Annotated in this window: 14 protein-coding genes; 6 read left to right on the top strand and 8 right to left on the bottom strand. The window is 41.2% G+C overall.

The genetic code is table 11. The features are described 5' to 3' along the window. Positions 1 to 12 precede the first annotated feature (12 nt). Complete coding sequence (locus R3E32_10380; protein MEZ4885121.1) at positions 13 to 1,413, top strand: HAMP domain-containing sensor histidine kinase; 1,401 nt, start codon at positions 13 to 15, stop codon at positions 1,411 to 1,413. Between the two features lie 4 nt (positions 1,414 to 1,417). Then, positions 1,418 to 2,098: a response regulator transcription factor gene (locus tag R3E32_10375; GenBank protein MEZ4885120.1), complete on the top strand. Its 681-nt coding sequence runs from the start codon at positions 1,418 to 1,420 to the stop codon at positions 2,096 to 2,098. 64 nt (positions 2,099 to 2,162) lie between these two features. On the opposite strand, the gene R3E32_10370 is transcribed toward R3E32_10375, so the two are convergent. Then, positions 2,163 to 5,375, bottom strand: a complete 3,213-nt coding sequence (locus tag R3E32_10370; protein MEZ4885119.1) for a two-component regulator propeller domain-containing protein — start codon at positions 5,373 to 5,375, stop codon at positions 2,163 to 2,165. 80 nt (positions 5,376 to 5,455) lie between these two features. Beyond that, positions 5,456 to 6,109, bottom strand: coding sequence for a hypothetical protein (locus R3E32_10365; protein ID MEZ4885118.1), 654 nt, complete (start codon positions 6,107 to 6,109; stop codon positions 5,456 to 5,458). A gap of 228 nt (positions 6,110 to 6,337) precedes the next feature. On the opposite strand from R3E32_10365, the gene R3E32_10360 reads away from it, so the two are divergent. Together R3E32_10360 and R3E32_10355 are read left to right on the top strand one after the other, a co-directional pair. Then, positions 6,338 to 7,339: an alpha/beta hydrolase gene (locus R3E32_10360; protein ID MEZ4885117.1), complete on the top strand. Its 1,002-nt coding sequence runs from the start codon at positions 6,338 to 6,340 to the stop codon at positions 7,337 to 7,339. A 12-nt stretch (positions 7,340 to 7,351) separates the two neighbouring features. Beyond that, complete coding sequence (locus R3E32_10355) at positions 7,352 to 8,185, top strand: sulfurtransferase (protein ID MEZ4885116.1); 834 nt, start codon at positions 7,352 to 7,354, stop codon at positions 8,183 to 8,185. 82 nt (positions 8,186 to 8,267) lie between these two features. On the opposite strand, the gene R3E32_10350 is transcribed toward R3E32_10355, so the two are convergent. Together R3E32_10350 and R3E32_10345 are read right to left on the bottom strand one after the other, a co-directional pair. Further along, positions 8,268 to 8,915: an SdpI family protein gene (locus tag R3E32_10350; protein MEZ4885115.1), complete on the bottom strand. Its 648-nt coding sequence runs from the start codon at positions 8,913 to 8,915 to the stop codon at positions 8,268 to 8,270. A 33-nt stretch (positions 8,916 to 8,948) separates the two neighbouring features. Next, positions 8,949 to 9,215 carry an autorepressor SdpR family transcription factor gene (locus R3E32_10345; protein ID MEZ4885114.1) on the bottom strand — a complete coding sequence of 89 codons (267 nt, stop codon included), beginning with the start codon at positions 9,213 to 9,215 and terminating at the stop codon, positions 8,949 to 8,951. A gap of 284 nt (positions 9,216 to 9,499) precedes the next feature. On the opposite strand from R3E32_10345, the gene R3E32_10340 reads away from it, so the two are divergent. Together R3E32_10340 and R3E32_10335 are read left to right on the top strand one after the other, a co-directional pair. Next, positions 9,500 to 10,093, top strand: coding sequence for a sigma-70 family RNA polymerase sigma factor (locus R3E32_10340; GenBank protein ID MEZ4885113.1), 594 nt, complete (start codon positions 9,500 to 9,502; stop codon positions 10,091 to 10,093). A 7-nt stretch (positions 10,094 to 10,100) separates the two neighbouring features. Further along, entirely contained in the window at positions 10,101 to 10,733 is a 633-nt protein-coding gene (locus R3E32_10335; protein MEZ4885112.1) for a hypothetical protein, read from the top strand. Positions 10,734 to 10,812: 79 nt separating this feature from the next. On the opposite strand, the gene R3E32_10330 is transcribed toward R3E32_10335, so the two are convergent. From R3E32_10330 to R3E32_10315, 4 genes are all read right to left on the bottom strand, one after another. Further along, positions 10,813 to 11,514: a hypothetical protein gene (locus tag R3E32_10330; GenBank protein MEZ4885111.1), complete on the bottom strand. Its 702-nt coding sequence runs from the start codon at positions 11,512 to 11,514 to the stop codon at positions 10,813 to 10,815. Positions 11,515 to 11,853: 339 nt separating this feature from the next. Continuing rightward, positions 11,854 to 12,111, bottom strand: a complete 258-nt coding sequence (locus R3E32_10325; GenBank protein ID MEZ4885110.1) for a hypothetical protein — start codon at positions 12,109 to 12,111, stop codon at positions 11,854 to 11,856. A gap of 537 nt (positions 12,112 to 12,648) precedes the next feature. Beyond that, positions 12,649 to 13,554 (bottom strand): PorP/SprF family type IX secretion system membrane protein, encoded by a 906-nt coding sequence (locus R3E32_10320; GenBank protein ID MEZ4885109.1) that lies wholly within the window; start codon positions 13,552 to 13,554, stop codon positions 12,649 to 12,651. Between the two features lie 138 nt (positions 13,555 to 13,692). Continuing rightward, positions 13,693 to 23,070: a cadherin domain-containing protein gene (locus tag R3E32_10315; protein MEZ4885108.1), complete on the bottom strand. Its 9,378-nt coding sequence runs from the start codon at positions 23,068 to 23,070 to the stop codon at positions 13,693 to 13,695. Positions 23,071 to 23,102 lie beyond the last annotated feature (32 nt).

Here is a 23,102-nt window from a genome sequence, read left to right as displayed (position 1 = left end):
TTACTTTTATTTATGATCAATAGCCCTAACATACGAATAGCGATTATTTTCTCAGCTTTAGCATTGATTGCTTTGATGGGAGTGCAGTATTTTTTGGTGTCAAACACGTATCAGTTGAAGAATAAGGAGTTTGTTATCACATACCGAAACTCCATTTTTGATGCCTATGAAGATTGTATTAGTGGAGGAGTGTTTTACAATGATGCTCACACACTGATAGATAGCATAGCTACAGATTTTACCGTTGCATTGACGGTAATTCAATCCAAGGAGGAATTGGATAAGCTGCAAAAGCAGTTTTACCAACGGTTGATAGCGAATTTGAAATACTACAACGATTTAGATGCGTTTTTTGCAGGATACAAATACACAAATGATATTTCATCTAATTTTGATTACCAAATAGTGGTTCGACACGTAGGGATTTTGTTGGGTACAACAAGTGAGCTTGTGATTTTTGAAAAAGAAGGGGACAAAGAAGGCTTACTGCTTCTAGGTAATTTACAAGATTTAAGCACAGACAACCACATCATGGATACACGGTCTGTGGTTGGCAATAAATGCTTGATTGACTATGCCTTGTATGTAGATACGCCTGCAAGGAATTCTTTGTTAATCAAAGAAATGTATGGAATTTTTACGCTTTCGATACTGACCATACTGACTATTTTAGTGGTGTTTATTTACACGATTTATCATTGGCGCAAACAGAAAAAAATGTCGGATATGAAGAGTGATTTTATCAACAATATCAGTCATGAGTTGAAAACGCCTTTGGCAACAATTGCTGTGGCCAATAAAAGCCTGCAAAATGGTAAAATCGTTAACAACCCTGTGCTTGCTGCAAACATGGTGGAAGTGATTGATCGTCAATCCAAAAGACTGCAAAAATTGATCAATCAAGTTTTGGATTTGACCATTTGGGAGCGAACAAATCCTACTTTGGAGAAAGAACCTGTGGAAATGAATAGTTTTTTGGCAACCATTGTAGCAGATTTTAAATTGAAGCAAACCGATAAGCCTTTGGATCTGGAGGTCGATTTATCTGCAAATCAAGACATCATAAACATAGATAAATTTCACCTTACCACAGTTATCTCCAATCTTTTGGACAATGCTTTGAAGTACAGCGGAGAAAACCCTATTATTAGGGTCAAAACGAATGATAATGGCGAATATCTGCAAATAAGTATTGAAGACAAAGGTATGGGAATGGACAGGGAAACCCAACAACATATTTTTGACAAATTTTATAGAGGACAAAAAGGGAATCTACATACAGTAAAGGGCTTGGGTTTGGGTTTGTATTATGTCCGCAAAAGCATAGAATCACATGGGGGTACGATTGAAGTAGAGAGCAAAAAAGGGAAAGGAAGTATTTTTAGAATCCAACTGCCAAGACAAAATTTCTAAACAGATGAATCAGAATCTATTACTTGTCGAAGACGATACCGATTTGGGTAATGTCATGAAACACTACTTGGAAGCACATGAATTTGAAGTGGAGCTTTGTAGAAATGGTTTGGAGGGGCTGAATAGCTTCAAAACCAATAGGTTTGACCTCTGTATTTTGGATATTATGATGCCAGAAATGGATGGTTTTGATCTTGCGAAACGCATCAAAAACTTGGATGAGGAAGTACCTTTTATCTTTCTGACTGCCAAAAATCAGAAATGGGATCGGGTGAAAGGTTTGGCTTTGGGGGCAGATGATTACATCACCAAACCTTTTGAGATTGACGAATTGGTGCTTCGGATTCAAAATATTTTGCGGCGTACCAACCGCACAAAAATGGATGTGTTGCAACAAATAGGAGTTTTTTCTTTTGATCGTACCAATCTGTTATTGAAGGGGGAAAGGGGCGAGTTTTCTTTAACCCTGCAAGAAGCCAAACTTCTGCAACTTTTGTGGGACAACCGAAATGAAGTGGTTACACGAGAGGCTATTTTGACGCGACTTTGGGGTGAGAATGATTATTTTGCGGGTCGTAGCATGGACGTTTTTATCAGCCGCCTCCGAAAATATTTGAGTTCTGATGATAGTGTGCAAATTGAAAATAGGAGAGGAGTGGGTTTTGCATTGAAGGTGTCGAAGTGAATTTTTTCCTACGCAGACTACAAAAGTTTTCAAAACTTTTGTAGTCTTTCAAAATAAACCACTCTTAGAAATATGTCTTCACATCTTCATCCAAATCACACTGTAAGACAATTGCCGTGCCTTGATTATGGGGTTGAATCGCTAAATCGGCATTGATGCGCTCGGCTCGATCTTGGATATTGAGTAGCCCATTTCCTTCCTTCACCTTTGGAATTTCAAATCCATGACCATCGTCTTTGAAGGAGATTTGCAGATGGCCATTGCCATTGTAGTCAAACGCCAGCAAGGTATTGTGACAGCCGGCATGTTTGAGTGTATTGTTCATTGCTTCTTTGAAAATCAACACGATATGTCGTTTGTAGTGCATTGGTAACTTGCGGGTTTTGAGCAGTGGGCGGATGCCTTCGGAGTGGAAATGTATGCCCGTTTTGTCGAAAAGTTCATCTCCAAAATCTTTGAGCATAATCGCCAAATCGTAAATGGAATCTTTGGAAGGGTCTAAAGCCCACAACAAATCTTTCATCGAAAAATACAACTCATTGGAGGTTTTGATAACCTTATCCAAATGTGGACTTACTTCATTATCAATCTTTCCTGTCAATTTGTCTTTCACAATTTCGCTGAATAAAGAAATAACCGTCAATTTATGTCCCAACTCATCGTGAAAATCTGCAGCTGCATTTTTGCGAATTTTTTCGATTTCCACCACTTTCTCAATTTTTCGCTTCACACTCGATTGATGCAAATACCATAAAATCGCTAAAATGAGCAATGCAATCAACCGATAAAACCATCCTGTCATCCAAAATGGAGGTAAAATCGCAATTTGGACGGCTGCTCCTTGCTCGTTCCAAATTCCATCTCCATTACAAGCCTTGACTCTAAAAGTGTATGTACCAGGCGACAAGTCCGAAAAATTTACTTGGCGATTCGTACCAACAGAAATCCAATCTTCGTGCAACCCTTCGAGGAGGTAAGCATATTGACACTCATTGGGATGGATGTAGTCTATTGCCATAAATTCCATCGAAAAATGACTTTTGCCATAAGGTAGTTTGATGGTCTGATTGGGTTGGTAAAGCAGGTTGAGTTGTTTGTTTTTGTCATAATTTAGGGAGGTAATCCAAATTTTTGGAGGGATGGTATCGTATTGAATTTCACTGGGATAAAAACGACTGATGCCATTGATGCCTCCAAAAATCATTTCCCCATCATAAGCCATTGTGAAAGCCCCTCCATTGAACTCATTGTTTTGCAGCCCATCTTGCATGGTGTAATTGTCAAATGTTTTTTCTGTGGGATCAAATTTGGTGATGCCACCGTTGCTACTCATCCAGAAATTACCCGTTTTTGGATCTTTCAAAAAGCCATATACCATGTTGTTCGACAACCCATCTTTTTCTGTCAGTGCTCCAAAATGTAAATCCTCTCCTTGTCGTAATATTTTGACAATTCCACTACTTGTTGCCGCCCAAATATTACCTGCATCATCTTGTTCCAAATCGGCAATATAATTGTCCCACAAACTGTTGGGATTGTTTTCGTTGTGGTGGTATATTTTCAGATTCGGCTGAATGGCACAATTGTGCCAAGCTGTTTCAAAATCTTCAATCACAATCAAACCTTGCAGCGTTCCTATCCAAAGATTGCCGCTTTCGTCCTGCAAAAAATCGGTTACTTTGTAGCCTTTGGATTCAAATGCCAAAGTGTCGAGTATAATTGGACAACCAAGTATTTCGTCACTGATGGGGTCAAATACGCTCATACCTGACCATGTACCGATATACAACAACCCATTTGGAGCAGCATAAACACAGGAAGCAGATTGGTCTTTGCAGTCTTCAGAAGTTTGGTAACGCTTGAATGAGAACTGATTGGGTTCAGGTTCGGTTACTTTGTAGAGTCCATGATTAGAACCTACCCATAAATTGTCGGCTTGATCACTGATAATGGTAGTGCAAAAGTTTTCCTTCAATGAATGGTCAGATTTTTTATTGGCAGAAAGAAGCTGGTGTTGTTCGTTTGCTACATCATACACCAAAAGTCCGTCTTCAGTTCCCATCCAAATCCTGTCTTTTTGGTCTTTGAAGGTGCAAAAAACAGCACTATTTTCGACCCATTGGTTGAAAGGTCTTTCCTTCAAATGGATGCTTTTGAAGCGTTTGGTGATGGGAGTTAGTTTGTTCAATCCGCCAACCATTGTACCGACCCAGATTATTCCTTGGTTTAGTTGGTCTTCAAAAATGGTTTCTATATAGTTGGTGGAAAGTGAATTGTCTTTGTCGAAAGCAGTATAATGATTGAACTTCAATTGTTGTGTTGCCTTGTTTTTGGTAGGTAAAGAATTGGCTTTGATGCAGCTGATTCCATTGCCATTGGTTGCAATCCATAGATCACCATTTGAAGCGCAGATGATGCGTCTAATTCTATTGTTCGGCAAGCTGTTGGGCTGTTCAGTTTCGTGGTAAAATCGCTCAAAAGTTTGACTTTCTTCTATGTATCTATTCAACCCAAAGCCAGTGGCTATCCAAAAATTTCCGTTTTGATCAGTAGCAAAATCATTGATGTAGTAGGAGGAAATACTGTTGGGGTTTTGCTCATCATATTCAAAAGAAACGATAGGCGCATCCTTCAATTGGTTGCTTTTGGAAAATTCGTATTTCAGCAGTTTGTTGAGACCATTTACCCACAAATCCCCTCTCGCATCTTCGTACAATGCCCGAACAAAATTTTGATTTTCACCCCGTTCTTGATTGGAGTCGTACAAAAAACGCTGAAAACGAACTCGATAATTTTTGGAATCTGAGCCTTTTGTTTCCATCAAACTGAAGCCATTTGCAGTGCCTACCCATATTCCACGTTTACCTTCGTGTAAACTCAAAATGCGCTGGCTATTAAGGGTATTACTGTCTATTGGATGGTGATAAAATCTTCTGAAGTGATCGTTGATAGGGTCGTACAAATGCAGACCACCCCAAGCGGTGCCTACCCACAATTGACCATTTTTGTCGGTCAAAACAGCTGTTATAGAATTGTTTCGCAATGAGGTGCTGTCAAAAGGTTGGGGTTTATATACCTTGAAGGTATATCCGTCATAGCGGTTCAGTCCATCTTGTGTCCCAAACCACATAAAACCTTTGTGGTCTTGGGTGATGGAATAAACGATGCTTTGTGAAAGTCCGTCTTCGAGTGAAAGATGTTCAATTTTGTAGTCTTGCGCCCAAAGACTTGAGGTTGTGAAGCACCAGATAACGATGAAAAATAGTTTGAATTTCATAACTGGTAAAGATGCACCAATTTCATGCACCAATGCACTACATAAAAAGGGTGGAGAGGAGTAATTTTATGTCCTCCCAATTAATGCACAACCGTTTCGTGTATGTTGCTGAGCCATTGCACCAAACCAGTGGCTGCGGTACTTTGATTGTAGCGGTTATTGGTGCCAGATTGTTGTAAAATGATACGAGCGAAAGGAGATTTTGTAGTGCCATTACCACAATTATTTCCACAACCTGTATTGCTGGTGTATGTTTCTCCATTGGAATCGTATTGAATGGCGTAAAAGGTGCTTGTTCCTTCTTTCTCACTTCCCGACTGATTGGTAGAAAGAATTCCATAAGAAGCATCGCTAATTTGTTTGTACTTTGCCACCAATTCTTCTGCTTCTATACTTGTTCCATTTGGTTTTGAATAGGCATACAGATTTAGTAAGTCAGTTCGAGTACAAGATCCTTTGTCGGTAATATCAGATGAATTGTTTATGCTGCTCAACTCATACGTTTTTACCTCTCCTTTTTTGTCAATCAACCATCCATTTGAAACACCTATTGTAGGATTGTCATAAGAGTATTGAAATAAAATGTCTTGGCTGACGTGCAATGCCAAGAACTCTGCTGCAGTCAGTTGAGTAGGAACTACTTCAATAATGGATTCTTCTTTGGTACAAGAAGTGAAAGCCAATAAAATAAACAAACCGACCATAAAAAAAGAAGGGTATTTGTATAATTGCATATTAAGTAGTGTTTGAAGGTGAAGAGAAATTGATTGGAATACTAAAAATAAAAAATATTAGGGAGAGTAACAATTCGAATTGCCGAGTTGTCGCTGAGCAGCTATTTTTGTTGAAGTAAGAAGTCTTTGGAGTTTGATGCTTCAAATTGAGTTTGTACTTTTATTTTGAAGTTTTGTGTGGGATTGGATTATTCGTAATTTCACCTCTTCAACCATTCGCCATTTTCGATGAAACTTCCGATTCGCAAACGTTTTGTATTGCTCCTTATTTTGGTCTTGTTGGTAGTTGTTTTCCTACTCGGCCCCAAACCACAATACCCTGTTATTGAAGCGAAAATAACAGCTTTGGATATGCCTTTAACAGAAATAGAGGCCTATATTCATCAGAAAGAAGCAGCGTTTTCATTGAAGCCAGACAATGAGGCACGGATAATTTGGGCAGATTCCATACCCACCAAAACGTCTTATAGTATTGTTTTTGTGCATGGATTTTCGGCCAGCCCAATGGCAGGTTCTCCAGTTGTTCAAGAAACCGCAGCTCGCTATGGCTACAATTTGTACCTGACTCGTTTGGCAGGACATGGTATAGACAATGAAGAAAGTTTTGTAGATATAAGTCCCAAAGATTTGATAGAGAGTGTAAAAGAGGCTATTGCTATTGGCAATCTTATTGGTGAGAAAACCATTGTCATGGCTTCTTCCACAGGTGCAACTCTCAGTGCTTACTTAGCAGCCTTCAATCCTTCCAATGTAGATGCCTTGCTTTTTTACGCTCCGCTCATTAGCTTGGCAGATGGGTCTGGAAAATTGCTTTCCTATCCTTGGGGTTTACAGATTGCCCGCAAGGTTTTTGGAAGCAAGTACCACAAGATTCAAACAGATGCTCCGAATATTGAAAAATACTGGACGATGCAATACCGTTTGGAAGGATTGGTAGCCGTTCAACATCTTTTGGACGAAACGATGAAACCATCTGTCTTTGAACACATTAAATTACCTCTTTTGGTCGCTTATTATGACAAAGACGAAGTGAACCGAGACCACATCATTTCAATTGAAGGAGTCAAGAAATTTTATGATTCGGTTTCTACACCCACAGGCCAGAAAACATTGATAGCACTTTCAGAAGCCAATGGTCATGTACTGCTGTCTGATATACAATCAAATAACTTGAATCAAGTGAGAGAAGAAACTTTCAAGTTTTTGGATAAATTACTGCAAACTCAATAAAATCATTTAATCATGACCTATTCCACATTAATTTCCGCCCAAGAATTGAACGCAAATATGTCTGATGAAAATTGGGTCATTATAGACTGTCGGTTCTCATTAGCAGACACTGAATACGGTAAAAATGCCTACCACCAAAGCCATATTCCAAATGCCTTGTATGCACACTTAGACAAAGATCTGTCGTCACCCATAATTCCCCAAAAAACAGGTCGTCATCCCTTACCCAGCACAGAAAAAATAGTCGAAATGTTCTCCAATTGGGGTATTAGCAATGACACGCAAGTAGTGGTATATGACGACAAAGGCGGAGGAATTGCGGCTCGGTTGTGGTGGATGCTGCAATGGTTAGGACATGAAAAAGTAGCCGTTTTGGATGGTGCTTGGCAACATTGGCTGGCTGCAAATTACCCCACGACTGCCATCATTACACCTCCAAAGCGTCGAGTATTTACCCCAAAACTGCAAGCGGAACGGATGGTCGCACTGGATTTTGTGGAAAAAACGGTGGAAGGCAACGACTATTTACTGATAGACTCAAGGGCCGCCGAACGTTATCGAGGTGAAGTAGAACCCATTGATTTTCGGGCGGGTCACATACCCACTGCTATCAATGCACCTTTTGCAGAAAATTTGGGAGTAGATGGTTTGTTTTTATCCAAACTTCAATTGCAGCAGCGATTCGACGATTTGCAGGCAGGTATTCCTTCCGAAAATACAATATTTTACTGTGGTTCAGGCGTTACCGCTTGCCACAACTTGCTTGCCCTAAAACACGCAGGTTTGGGCAATGGTAAGTTGTATATTGGGTCATGGAGCGAATGGATTAACCACCATGATGATTGATCCACTCACTTCTGAAGTTTACCTCTAAAAAAACAAGAGGCTATTTCGCCAATAGCTAATTTAGTATAGAATGAAACTCCCTTCAATTCAACTCCTTGTATCTCAAATAAGAATACACTACTGGCACGATTCCAATCACAAGGACATACACAACGAACAAACCGACAAAGGTTTTTCCAACTGCAAAAAAGCCGAGTAGCAACATCACAATAGAAGCCATTACCCACAGTTTGCCGCCAAATCGATGGGTTTTTAACCAAACTTCTTCATTCTCAAGTGTCCACGGTGTGCGAATACCCATGAAATAGTTAGGACGCATTTTACCCAAATAGTTACCGATGACCAAAAATAAGCCAATCAATGAATACATGATCCAATTGGTGCTGTTGTCAATCATGCCCAGTATGGTCAGCAGCATGATGCAGAAAACCAAAAACAACAAGCCTACCAGTATTCCTATCATAATGTGATAGGTTTTGCTGAATTGTTCGATGCTCTTTTTGGGGTCAATTTTGGGAATTGCCCAAAGCAGCAAGAAAACGCCGATATTGACGAAAGGCAAAATGAGGATGCTCCATTTGTTGCCAAAACTATCTGCTTCTCCGTCAATATTCCAATGTGTAGGGATAATTTCAGGAATTTGGTTCCAAAAAAACAGCACCAATACAAAAGGCAATACCAACAATACGATGCTCAAAAGATGCTCTTTCCAGAAGTTGTTTGTGTTCATTTTGATAAGGTTATTTGATTGATTGAATAGTGTTTACGATTTGTTTTTGTCCACCAAATCCATAAGCCATTTCACGGTATCTTCCAACACCGAAGTACTCAAAGAATAGGTAACATACTGTCCTTTTTTAACGCTGACGACCAAATCCGCCCGTTTCAACAAGTCGAGGTGGTAAGAAATGCTCGGTTTGCTCATCTCAAAAGCATCCGCTATTTCTCCTGCTGTCAGGTCTTTGTCTTTCAACATTTCTAAAATTTGTCGCCTCGTTGGGTCGTCTAATGCTTTGAATAATGCTGTCATGTCATTGGATAATTCAATATTTAGGTAATTAGAAAAATATCTAAATACTATACAGTCGAAGGTGAAAAAAAGTTCATTTGGTGCATAAAATAATTTTTTCCTCTTTTTTTTTTAAAAAATGCTTACTGCTGTTAATGTTTTCTCTTTTTCTGCAACTGTATAAATAGAGGACTTTTCGCAAGAAATGTTTTTTTTGATGTAAATTTGCGTTTCATCTTTAAGAATCCAACACAAAGATAGTGTGTCGTGTATCGGGATTTATGCAAAAGATAAAATAAAAATTTATGGAAAAAAATCAACATAGTAATTCGATACGAGTAGGCTCTGTTGCTTGGATAGCAGAAATAAAAAAAGGAAATTCTCAGTTAATACAAGACTTGTATAAAACATACAAGAAGGAGTTTGTAGTATGGATTCAAGGTCAAACCAATTGCAGTGAAGATTTTTCCGTAGATGTGTTTCAGGATAGTGTTGTGGCATTGTATGAGAACATCAAGAAAGGTAAAATAGTCGCTTTCAATAAAAGTGTAAAGCATTATTTGTTTGGTATTGGGCGGAAGGTATATTATATGCACTTGAGGAAATACAAAATGGAACTGGCTAAAACAGTTTCATTTGAAGAAAATGGTCTTGATTTGGATACATTGAAGGTTGAGGTTGTGCCAAATGAATTTGACGAAAAAAATACCATGTTAAGCTTGTTGCTGAAAATGAAAGAGCCGTGTAAATCTATTTTGTATTTGTATTACTACAAAGAGATGAGAATAAATGAAGTGGCTGAAAGATTGAAGTACAAGAATGAAAATGTGGTACGTGTTCAAAAAGGACGGTGTATGAATGCTTTGCGGAAGGTGTATAACAAAAATAAAGATAGTTAAATCCACTATGAAAAATATTGATCCCCAATTATTAGAGTTGATAGAACGTTATGTTGCAGATGAGCTTTCGGAAGCAGAGCGCATGGTGTTTGAAAATCAATTGGAACAAGACCCAGAAATAGGAGAGGCATTGGACTTTTTTATGGCTTTTGAAGCCGAAAAAGAAGATTTTGGCAGAATACTGATGAAAGAAGAGCTGCGAAAAATAGATGCGGCAATGGAACAAAAAGCGAAACCTGCAGCCCTTTCCATCATTGCGGAAGAGGTTTTGCAGAAAATAGCAGACCTAACCCACAAAACCATAGAGGAAGTCAGCCGTTTGTTTCAGCCCATTCCCGAGTACCATGTTTTGCAGTTGGCAACGGATAGGTCGGATACTGTGAAGGTGAAAACTCCCCCCATTGGAGAAGATTACACGAACGGAACGCTAATCTTTGAACTTGAACAACCAGGCAATTATGTCATCATCGTTGAAAACAATCGAAGGGCAATCGTCTTCCAAAAAAGACTTCAAAAGAATGAAAGAATGACTCAAATAGAGGTGTCAGGCTATCCGATGGGGGTCTATTATTGGAAGCTGACCGAACTTTCTAAAGATTGGATGCAAGTAGGTCATTTTTTTGTGACGCTTGTAGAATAAACAAAATGAAAAGCCGCTGTTCAACTTTCGACGAACAACGGCTAAACTAATTTTTGAGAGTAAATTAATTCTTTCTTTATCAGCTTTTCTTCTGCAATTCAGCACCCCGAACCATTGGCTGTACCAGATACAAAGTACCCGCAGTCATCAACAACAAAGCCAAGATGATTAAGCTCCATTGGGAGAGAGTCGGAATAGCTGCAGTAGAAGCAGAATGAACATAACCAGGGCAACCCACTACACCACCTGTTACACAAAAACTACCTCCACCAGCGTTTTCCAATACAAAACCATCAAAGTTCCCTATGAAAGTGGCAGGAGAGCTTGATATAGTTCCAGTAGGAGCACTAAGGGTTCCGTCTATACTCGCTATGGTAAAGCTACCTGTAAAAGACAATTCGAAGTAGGTGGTAGTCTGCCTAAATGCTATCCCAATTGTTTCTCCTGCATTTTTACACATTCCACTTGCACTTACAGAGAGATCGGATGAACTTGAAAGACTCAAACCCGCACAGTCTGGATCACCGCTTTCTCCACAAACTGTAGCAAGAGGTCCAATCTCACCACCAATAGTACCGAAATTACCCGTAGGAATATCTCCATAACCATTGCTTTCTCCTGCAATAAATGTTAGGGTTTCTGTTCCGCCACCACTACAATCAGCAGAGGGAACAACTCCAATCAACTCAATTGCAGCATGTGCATGTCCAACTGACGAACCTCCATCATCATTATTCCAAACCAAATTCACATTTCCTCCTGTTCCTACCGCAGAACCCATGTGCATGACAGTATTGTCATCTATTTCTGTATGATTAGGTGTCCAAGGACCACCAGCATTTGGAAATAGGACATCTACTGCTAAATTATTGACAGAGGTAGTGGCAATAGAGAGACTAGAAGAAGAATCTCCTGAATTGTTGGAATCACTTACACCATTAGACTTGTACGGATTTGATTATGATAGAGTTATGTGAAAAGTGATTTGTTGTGTGCAATTATTTTCCTCTTGAAAAACATTTGTTATAATCAAAATATAGGACTCTTTTTCAAAACATTTGTTTATGAGTGTTTTAAGCATAAAATAATAAATCATTAAATATTTTCAATAATTTATTATTCACTGATTATCGAGCCGAACAAGTCTATTGTTCACAACCGCTGTTTGATGGACATTCTGAAACGAAACAGCCGCTAAAGTTACCCCACTATTGGCTACTATGTCGGAAGGACCGACTGCTGCTCCTGAACCCAAGGCTAGATACCAAAGTGAAACCTCAATAAAAGCATCTTCTACAATAGCTTGTGTCATGGCAGTACCTCCATAGGTGACAGAAGTAGGTACATTATTACTAAAACTTGCTACCGCAACTACCAAAACTCGATTGTTACCACTCGGGACTGTGAAATCGCTTAAAGTTATAGGGTCAGCAACCGGACTTGATGCTATTGTAAAATTGGAATCAGTTGTGACTTGTGCTTGTAGAAATGAAATCAGTTGTGACTTGTGCTTGTAGAAATGAAATCGAACAAAAACACACACAAATAAATGTAAAAATTAAACTACGCATAAGTTTTATGTTTTATGAATGAATAAAAAAATGATTTTCCAAAAATTTGACAAATAGCCTCCAACAGCCGAAGCCATTGAAGGCTGAATTACTGCCTAAGAAAAAATGCTGTTTTCAGAGTGTAGTGACGCTATCTCTATCGTTGCTTTTTTTTCAAAAACATTAACAGCCTTTTTTCTTATGACAGAAAAATGACAGAGTTATTCGTTTTTGAACAAATGAAGCCTTGAACAAAAATCTACTACTGAAAGGAATTTTCTGCACTCGATTGATTCTGTTCAAACTACGTAGGATGAGATTCCTTTTCGTAATCTATTCCTGTTCAAAGCGATACAATCACAAACCTACTCCTCCACAGGCGCATCTACTTCCACACCCTTCCCTTTATTTGGAAAGCTAAAACTCAACTTCAACTCATGCCCACCACTTGACAAATCGTTCAACATGCCGCCACTCGCACTATAGGCATAACCCAAGTCCAATTTGTTCAATTTCACTCCTGCGCCAGCAATCAAACTTTTGTTGCTGCGATAGCCCGCCATCGCCCAAAACTTCTCCTTCACTTCCAACTGAGCCGTTCCCTGCCATTGGTTTTTGCTATTCGGCAATACCTGATAGATCACATTTGGCTTCAAAGCCAATTGATTGCCCACCGCCAACTTCACCGAACCGTGCGCCACCACAAAGTCGGTCAAACTGCCTTCGTGTGATACCAAAGTTGGAATCGAAACACCCAATTCCAATCCCTGCTGCGTCTGCCGATATACCGCACCAGCACCCGCCATAAATTTGTAGCCACCAAAATTGTCCGCCATCAAAGTAGGGTCGTCTAAATCCACATATTGTCCGTCCAACGAACCCATGTCAATGTCCGTTTTGCGGAAACCACCCGACACACCGAGTGTAACCGATTCATTTTCGCTCATCGAAATTTGATAGGCATACATCCCCTCCAAAAGCAGGGTCGAAAAAACACCCCTTGTATCGGAGGTCAATCTTCCTCCAACACCTGTATTTTCGTCCAAAGGCTTCAAAAAACTAATCGCCGTATTGCTCGGCGCACCATCAATGCCACTCAACAAGCTGCGGTGAAAAACCGTCAACTTAGAGTCTTCGCCCTGTTTGGCATAAGCAGGGTTGATTTGTGTTTGGTCAATTGTCTGAGCGTAATAGGCATCCGACAAATGTTGTGCTTGCATTTGCAGCACAGTTGCTAAAAAAATGATGCTTGTAATAAATATATTTTTCATGATGTTGTGTTGTTATTTTTTTGTTAAAGTAACCGCCAAATTTATTTGGCTGGTTAAAAAATAAAAGGTGTCATCAATCATCAAACTCCTGATGACACCTTATTCAAGTCAGCCAAATAAATTTGGCAACTACATTGATTACTTCCCAATCGAAATAGTGCCTTTAAACACCTCCTCCGAATCATTCACATTCCTAAACAAGTAGTAATACACACCCGTCGGCAAAACTTCACCATTATAAGTGCCATCCCAATCGTTTTGATAACCACTTGCTTGATAGAAAATCTCCTCACCATTCGCATTGAAAATCGTCAATTCAAAATCCGCATAGAGTTCCACATTTTGCACTTCAAAATAATCGTTGGAGCCATCACCGTTTGGCGACAAATAGTTGTTGGCAGGCAAAATTTGACTCGTTTCAATCAAGTCTTCAATCTTCACTTCAATGGTTTTAGAAGCTGATAACACAGGACTTCCATTGTCATTGACCACAATTTCTAGAGTGTAGGAAGTTTGTGATTCGTAGTCCAGTCGGTTGGTCGCTACAGTCAGTTCACCCGTTGCAGCATCCAATTGGAAAGGCACATCATTTGCGTTCACCAATTCAAAAGTCAGCGTTTGACCCAAATCTTCATCCGTAGCCTCAATTGTACCAACTGTTGAAGCCTGTGCCGTATTTTCTGCAATGCTCAAAGACTCGGTCACGATTTGTGGCATTTCATTGACATTCAGCACTTCAATCGTAAATGCTTGCTCAAACGTGCTGCCTTTGGAGTCGGTTGTTTTTACTGCAATTTGCAGCGTAGGATTCAACTCATAATTGAAGATAATCGCCGATACCAACTGTCCCCCTTCAATTTTAAACCATTCGCTGTGAGGCGCATTTTCATTCGTCACCAATTCAAAACTGTGTTCATCATCCACATCCGCATCTTCTGCCAACAAACTACCTACGATTGTTCCACTCGCTTCGTTTTCACGAATGCGGAGGTTGGACAATAAAACAGCCGTTGGAGCATTGTTCACATCTGTGACTTGGATATTGAAGGTCTGGGTAAACGTTTTGCCCTCAATGTCAGAAGTCGCTACCCGAATTGAATAACTGTCTTTCTGGTTGATGTCCAATGCAGTATTCAACAACAAATCTGCCCCTGCAATGCTAAAAGAAGCATTGTCGACACTTCCAGCACCCGCCACCAAATTGTAGGTATGCACATCGCCCGCATCAATATCGGTTGTAAAGAAAGTACCAATCAAAGCACCCATTGCCGCATTTTCGCTGACCACATTGTTGCTAATCGTCAAAGCCGTAGGCGCATCGTTGGCATTCGTCACGCTGACACTCAAAATTTGGGTCAAAGTGCCACCACGCATATCGTCTGCCATCACTTCAATAAAGTAAGTTGGTTGTGCTTCAAAATCCAAAACCTTGAAGGTGCGAAGCTCATTGTTCACTATCGAAAAATGGTCGTTGTTGTTGCCACTTCCACTGTTCACCAACTGGAATTGATGGCTGTCGGTCGCATCTTGGTCTGAAGCGGTGAAGCTACCAATGTAAGTTCCAATCGCTTGATTCTCTGCAATTGAAGCGGGAGAAAGGCTGATTGCAGCAGGCGCATCATTGGCATCGGTGATTTGGATGGTAAATACTCGGCTGATTCCATTTTGTTGTCCATCCGAACTTTGCACCAAAATGGAATAGGTGTTTTTGGATTCAAAATCAAAGACTGCATTGCTCACCAATTCTTTTCCCTGAATGCTGAACAAAGCATTGTCTTCGCCGCCCATTCCTTCAATCAATTCGTAGCTATGCACATCGTCACCATCGGGGTCAAGCGTACTGAGTGTGCCGACACTTGTTCCAATTGCTTGATTCTCTGCAATGCTTTGGCTCGATAGGTTCAATTCGGTAGGAGTATCGTTTTCGTCTTTGACCGTGATGATGAAAGCCTTTGCTACCGTTTTGCCTTGAGCATCCGTACTTCTGATGCGGATTCGCAATTCGGGCTGCGTTTCCAAGTCAAAAATGGCATTGCTCAACAGTTGATTGTCTGCAATCGCAAACAAATCATTGTTTTCTGCGCCCAAACCAGTCACCAAACTGAAGGTATGACTGTCTGAAATATCTTCATCCGTACTGCTCAACAAACCCACCAAAGTTCCAACGGCTTGATTTTCTGCAATACTTTCGTTCGACAAACTCAAATTGCTCGGCGCATCGTTGGCATCCAAAATGGTAATTTGAAAAGACTGTTGTTTCGTTCCTCCTCGGTTGTCGTCCGTTTCCACATCTATCCAGTAGGTTTCTTTTCCTTCAAAATTGAAGGTCGCATTGGTGAGCAATTCACCGCCTACGATAGAAAATAGCTCGTTGTCATTGGCTTGCAACTCCACAAAACGGTAGGTATAGCTATCATTCGCATCTTCGTCTGTAGTCGAAAAACTGCCAATCAGCACGCCAATGGCTTGATTTTCTGCAAAACTCTGATTCGACAATGCGATTGCAGTCGGTTGGTCGTTTTCATCTGTCACTGCAATGGTGAAGTTCTGCTCAAAACTGCTTCCGTTCTCATCCTCCGTTTTCACCACAATCTGATAGCTGTTTTTCACCTCATAGTTGAATACCGCATTGGTCAATAAGGCATCGCCGTCAATGGCAAATTGATCATTGTCCAATAATCCTGCTGCCAATGTGTAGGTGAAGTTGCCCGTTCCGTCAATGTCCTGTGTGCTGAGTTTGCCGACAATCGTACCAATTACCTGATTTTCGGGAACATTGTTTCGGGTAATGCTGATAGCCGTTGGGGCATCATCGTCCGTATTCGTAACCGTGATGGTCATTTGAAGGGAGTAAGTGCCGCCATTTCCATCATTGGTTTCTACCTCAATGGTGTGGAAAGCTTTGGTTTCAAAATCCAATACTGTGTTGGTTCTGAGTGTATTGCCTTCAATGGTAAAATTGGAGTTGTCGTTTTCGTTGCTGTTGATGAATTTGTAGGCGAAAGAATCCCCTGTATCCTCATCTACCGTAGAAAATGTGCCAATGAACACTCCAACAGATTGGTTTTCCGAAACCATTGCATTGCTCAATTTCAAAAGTGTTGGCGCATCGTTTTCATCTGTCACTGCAATGGTGAAGGCTTGTTGGAATGTTCCGCCATTCCCATCATTGGTCTGCAATCGGATATTGTAGCTGTTTTTTACCTCAAAATTGAAGGCTACCGTAGTCACCAATTGTTTGCCGATTATTGCAAAACTGCTGTTGTCTTGGCTTCCTGTGCCATTCACCAATTGATAGGTGAATTGGTCAAGGGCATCGGGGTCTTGTGTCGAAAGTTGACTAATGATAGTTCCTATGGGTTGATTTTCTGCTATTTGTTGGACTTCCATCAAAAGAGCAGTAGGGGCATCGTTGGTATCTGTTATCAAGATATTGAAGATGCGAGTAATTGCACTACCTGCACTGTCCGTTGTTCGGATGCGGATAGAATAGGCATCTTTCACATCCAAGTCAAACACGGCGTTGGATTTTAATTCACTTCCAACGATTTTGAATTGAGCATTGTCATTGCTGCCTTCGCCTGCCACCAAACTGTAGGTAAAACTTTCGTTGGCATCTTCATCTGCTGTTTCCAAAAATCCTACGGTGCTGTTAATTGGTAGGTTCTCTGCAATCGTATTGGAGGTCAATTGAAGCTCGCTCGGTGCATCGTTTTGGTCGATAATGCTCACTACAAATTCCTGTGTGAAAGAGCCACCTTTGCCATCGTTTACTACAATGGCGATTTGGTAAAACGACTGATCTTCAAAGTTAAATGCCGCCTTAGATTTCAATTGATTGCCTTCAATCACAAAATACGTATTGTCTTCATTTCCTGCCACAAAAGTATAGGCAAGTGCATCGGCTGCATCTTCATCCGAAGTACTCAAAGTACCAATCAAAGTGCCGCCAGCCTTGTTTTCCGCAATGCTGTTTTGATTCAACTGCATGGCAGTAGGTGCATCGTTGGCATCTAAAACCTTGATAGAAAACACGACTTCCAATTTTCCGCCATTGCCATCATCGGTCAATACCCGAATGCTGTAATTCGCCTGCTGTTCGTAGTTGAACACTTTGTTGCTCAACAATTGATTGCCACTGATGACAAAACGAGAATTGTCTGTTGCGCCCGTTCCTGCAATCAGTTTGTAAGTAAAATTGTCCAATTCATCGGGATCTGTTGTTGAAAGTGTGCCGATAAGCGTACCCACTGCTTTATTCTCTTCAATGTTGAGATTGCTCAAAGCAATAGCCGTAGGTGCATCGTTGGCATCGGTGATGTTGATGGCAAATATTTTCTCCAAACTACCGCCCTTTCCGTCACTTGTGCGTACTCTGATGGAATACGTTTCTTTGGTGTCCAAATCAAACACGACATTGCTGACCAATTCATTGCCAATGATTTTAAAACTCGCATTGTCGTTTGCTCCAATACCTGCTACCAAACTATAGCTAAAATCGTCGTTGCTGTCTTCGTCCGTCGTCGAAAGAAAACCCACATTGCTGCCTACTGATAGGTTTTCGGCAATGGTGTGTGAAGATAGTTCCAAAGCAGTTGGTTGGTCGTTGGCATTGGTGATGTTGATGGTGAATTGCTGGGTAAATGTTCCACCTTGTCCATCGTTGGTTTGCACTTCAATGTGATAGACATTTTGTGCCTCAAAATTGAAGTGTTCGTTGGTGTAGAGAGTATTGTCGGTAATTGAGAAAAAGGCATTGTCGTTGGAATCGCTGTTGATGAAGGTGTAAACAAAACTGTTGTTGCTGTCTTCGTCCACCGTTGCGAAATTCCCAATGGGTGTGCTGAGTGCCACGTTTTCACTGACCAGATTGTTGTTGAGATTCAAGCCAATCGGCAGGTCGTTGGCATTAGTGATTTGTACTACAAAACTTGCCTCAAAACTGCCTCCATTGCCATCATCTGTTTGAATGCGAATGGTATAGCTGTTTTTGACTTCGTAGTTGAACACGACTGCGCTGACCAATTGATTGTCGACAATGTGGAAACTGCCATTGTCGTTGTCGCCACTGCCCGACACCAAGCTGTAGGTGAAGGTATCATTGGCATCTACATCTGCGGTGCTCAAGCTTCCGACTACTGTTTCGATGGGTTGATTTTCAGCGATGAATTGGCTCGACATACTCATGGCAGTAGGTGCATCGTTGGCATCGGTGATGGTGATGGTCCATGCTTTTTCATAAGTCGCATCTGCTTTGTCACGGACTTGTGCCCTGATTTGATAGGTGCTTTTGGTGTCTAGGTCAAACATGGTGGCACTTTGGAGTTCATTGCCTACGATTTGAAAATACTCGTTGTCGTCGTCGTTGATGCCACTGACCAAACTGTAAGTAAATTGCTCATTGAAGTCCTCGTCCGTAGCCGTGAAATTTCCGACTTTACTGCCACTTGCCAAGTTCTCGGCAATGGTGTTGGACGACAATTGAAGGGCTGTCGGTGCATCGTTGGCATTCAAAATGGTAATCAAAAAACTCTTAGTATAAGAAGCATTGCCTTTGTCCGTTACTTTGATATTGACGTAATATTCGGTTTGTGCTTCGTAATTGAAGGCTTCAAAAGTGCGTAGTTCATTGCCGACTAATTGGAATTTTTGGTTGTTGTGGCTGCCTTCATTTACAAAACTATAGGTGAAGGTTTCGTTTGTATCTTCATCTGTTGCAGTAAACGCACCTATCAGGGAATTGACAGGTTGGTTTTCTTCAATTGTTGCCTGGTTGATTGCGAGCATCGTAGGCGCATCGTTGGCATTTTGAATCGAAATGGTGAACACTTCTTCAAACATGCCGCCATTTCCATCATTGGTTTGCACTCGGATGTTGTATTGGTTTTTGGCTTCAAAGTTGAAACTTTCCTTTGCCAAAAGTTGGTTGCCGTTGATGGCAAAACTGCTGTTGTCGTTGCTGCCTTGTCCGCCTACCAAGGTGTAGGTAAATGTATCATTGGCATCTTCATCGGTTGTGCTGAAGATGCTGATAACTGCATTGATTGCATTGTTTTCGCTTAGGCTCGGATTGGCGAGCGAAAGGGCAGTAGGTGCATCGTTGGCATCGGTGATGAGGATGGTAAATATTTGGTCGAAATAGGCTTCTGATTTGTCATAGGTTCGCACCAAAATCGAGTAGCTGCTTTTGGTGTCCAAATCAAACATTTCGGCACTTATCAGTTGGTTTCCTTCAATTTTGAAACTTGCATTGTCCTCTCCTCCAAATCCGCTGACAAGCGCATAGGTAAAGTTGTCCTCTGCGTCTTCATCGGTCGTGTTGAAGTAGCCAACATTGCTGCTTTCGGGTAGGTTTTCGGCAATGGTATTGGACGACAATTGAAGAGCAGTCGGCGCATCGTTGGCATCGTTGACATTGATGATAAATTGTTGGGTATAGATACCGCCCTTTCCATCATTGGTTTGCACATACACAAAATATACTTGTTGTGTTTCGTAGTCAAAGGTTTCAAAGCTGCGAAGTTCGTCTTCTACAATGATGAATTGGTTGTTGTTGTTTGGTGTGATGTTCGCAAAACTGTAGAAATGCGTGTCAAAAATATCGGGGTCGACCGTATTGAATACTCCGATGGAAGTCGCAAAGGGTGCGTTTTCGGAAATGTTGGTATTGTTGATGGTCAATTCTACGGGATTTTCATTCGCATCCAAAATGTGAATCGTTGCCTGTTTTTCAAAGCTGCCACCACTGTTGTCTTGTGTGCGGAGGCGAATCGAGTAGGTGTTTTTGGATTCGTAATCGAAAGAAACATTTGCCAGTAACAGTCCTCCAACGATGCTGAAACTACTGTTGTCGTTACTGCCTTCACCGCTGACCAAACTGTAAAAATGGTTGTCGTTGGGGTCTTCGTCCATCGTCGACAAGCTACTGACAACGGTTGAGACGGCGAGGTTTTCTTGGAAATAGATATTCTCTAACTCTAGGTTGTAGGGAGCGTCATTGGCATCGGTAACTTGAATAACTTGGGCTTGTTCGTGGAATTTGCCACCACTATCCGTAGTCCGCAAGCGAATGAAGTAGGTAGCTTTGTCTTCAAAATTGAAGGTTTCCGCAGTTTGCAATTGTTGTCCTACAATCTGAAAACTGCCATTGTCTTCGCTTCCTCCTCCTGCTACTAAGCTGTAAGTAAAGGTTTCATTGTCGTCAATGTCGGTACTGCTAAGAGTCGCTACAATGGTTCCCACCTCTTTGTTTTCTTTTACATTGCTGCTGCTCATAGATAGGGCAGTCGGTGCATCGTTGGCATTGGTGATTTTGATAAAAAACTGTTTCGTCAATGTGCCTCCATTGCCGTCATTGGTCTCAATATATACGATGTAGGTCGAGTCGGTTTCGTAGTCGAATACGGTATTGGTACGGAGTGTATTGCCAAATACATAGAATGCATCGTGGTCGTTGGGTAGTTGGTTGACAAAACTGTAGGTGTGTACGTCTGCCAAGTCCTCATCCGATGTATTGAACGTACCGACTACCGTTCCTTCTGCCAGGTTTTCGGCTACTTGAAGGCTGCTCATCGTCAATTGACTTGGCATATCGTTGATGTCTTTGATGGTGATGATGAAAGAAGTAGAATAGGTTTCGTTGTCTTTGTCGGTGGTTTGTACTCGAATCGTATAGAGGGATTTGGTTTCAAAATTGAAGGAAGATGCCGCCAAAATTTTGTTGCCTTGAACGATGAAACTGCTGTTGTCATCATCGCCCGAACCGCTGACCAATTGATACGCATGGTTGTCTATGGCATCTTCGTCTGTGGTCGATAATGAACCAATAAAGGTCAATTTGGCTTCGTTTTCGTTGATGGCTGAGTTATCCAATGCCATTGCAGTGGGACCATCGTTGGTATCGTTGATGGTAATAGCAATGATTTCTTCATACGTGCCACCATTGCCGTCATCGGTTTGCACTCGAATACTGTAGGTGCTTTTGGCTTCAAAGTCAAACATTTCATCGGTAAACAATTGACCATTGACCACTTGAAAGCTGCCGTTGTCTGCATCGCCATCACCTGCCACCAAACTATAGGTGAAACTATCGCCACTGTCTTCGTCCGTTGTGCTAAAGGCTGCGACAAAAGTGTTGGAATCTTTGTTCTCTTCTACATCGTAGCTCGACAAACTGATGTCGGTTGGAGCATCGTTGACATCGGTGATGGTGATGGTAAAAGTTTCTTCATAAGTGCCACCATTGCCATCATCGGTTTGAAGGCGAATGGTATAGCTGTCTTTTACTTCAAAATTGAATACTTCGTTGCTCACCAAATCTTCTGCTGCAATGCTAAAACTTGCATTGTCGTCATCCCCTTCTCCATTGACCAAAGTGTAAGTGTGAAAATCCGCTACATCTTGGTCGATGCTGCTCATGGTCGCTATCCAAGTAGCAAGGCTTTCGTTTTCTGCAATGCTGTTGTTGTCCAATGTCATTGCAGTTGGGAAGTCATTGGCATCGGTAATCGTGATGGTAAATTGCTCTTGGTAAGTACCTCCGTTGTTGTCCTCGGTTTGCAACCGAATGGTATAGCTGTCTTTGGTTTCAAAATCAAATGTTTCGTCTGCCACCAAATCTTCTCCGTCAATCGCAAAAGACTCATTGTCGTCGTCACCATCTCCTGGCACCAAACTGTAAGTATGTGTATCATCGGGGTCGGTATCGGTTGAAGTCAAACTCCCAATAAAAGTATCCATATCTTCATTTTCTGCAACTTCTGAGTTGGACAAATCGATATCGGTCGGAGGGTCGTTGCCGTCATTGACAATGATGGTGAAGGCTTCTTCATAGCTGCATCCTCCACTGTCCGTAGTTTGGACTCGAATCAGATAGCTATCCTTTGTTTCCATGTCAAATACTTCTGCGCTTTCTAAATCGGCTCCATCAATGGTAAAACTGGCATTGTCGGTGTCTCCTTCGCCACTGACCAAAGAGTAAGCAAAGGTCTGTCCATCGTCTTCATCTGCCGTAGTGAAAGCTCCAACGACTGTTCCGATAGGCTGGTTTTCTTGTATCCCCGAACTACTGATATTGATATCGGTAGGAGGGTTGTTTTCTTGAATGGTAGTTGGTTTGTTGACTGTACCAATAATGGCATTGCTCACAAACTCTATGGTGCTGACCGCATCATACACGGTGTCGGCACTGTCATCGTAGATTTTTAGGCTAAGGGTTTCGCCCGAAGAAGCATTGCTATAGGCGGTCAAGAATACATAATAACTGCCAAACTGATTGATGACATTGGCGACTCCTCTGCAATTGTCGGCACTGTCAAAAATTCCTACTAAGTCATTGGTGTCAGTAGAACGCTCACAGCCCAAATTCAACTCGGCAGTGATGGTCATGGTATTGGCATAACCTGCAGGATTGACCGACCATGTAGGGGTTTGGGATAATAAAACAGGGGATGGAGCAACTATAAGGATGAGTAGTGCATATAATATTCCCCATAATGAATTGTATATGGTTTTCATTTTTTAATGTTATTTTTTGTTTGATCTAAAAG

It is taken from the genome of Chitinophagales bacterium (assembly GCA_041392475.1).
Lineage (GTDB): Bacteria > Bacteroidota > Bacteroidia > Chitinophagales > UBA2359 > JAUHXA01.
The sequence above is the reverse complement of the archived record's forward strand: the minus strand, read 5'-3'. Positions and strand labels throughout refer to the sequence as shown.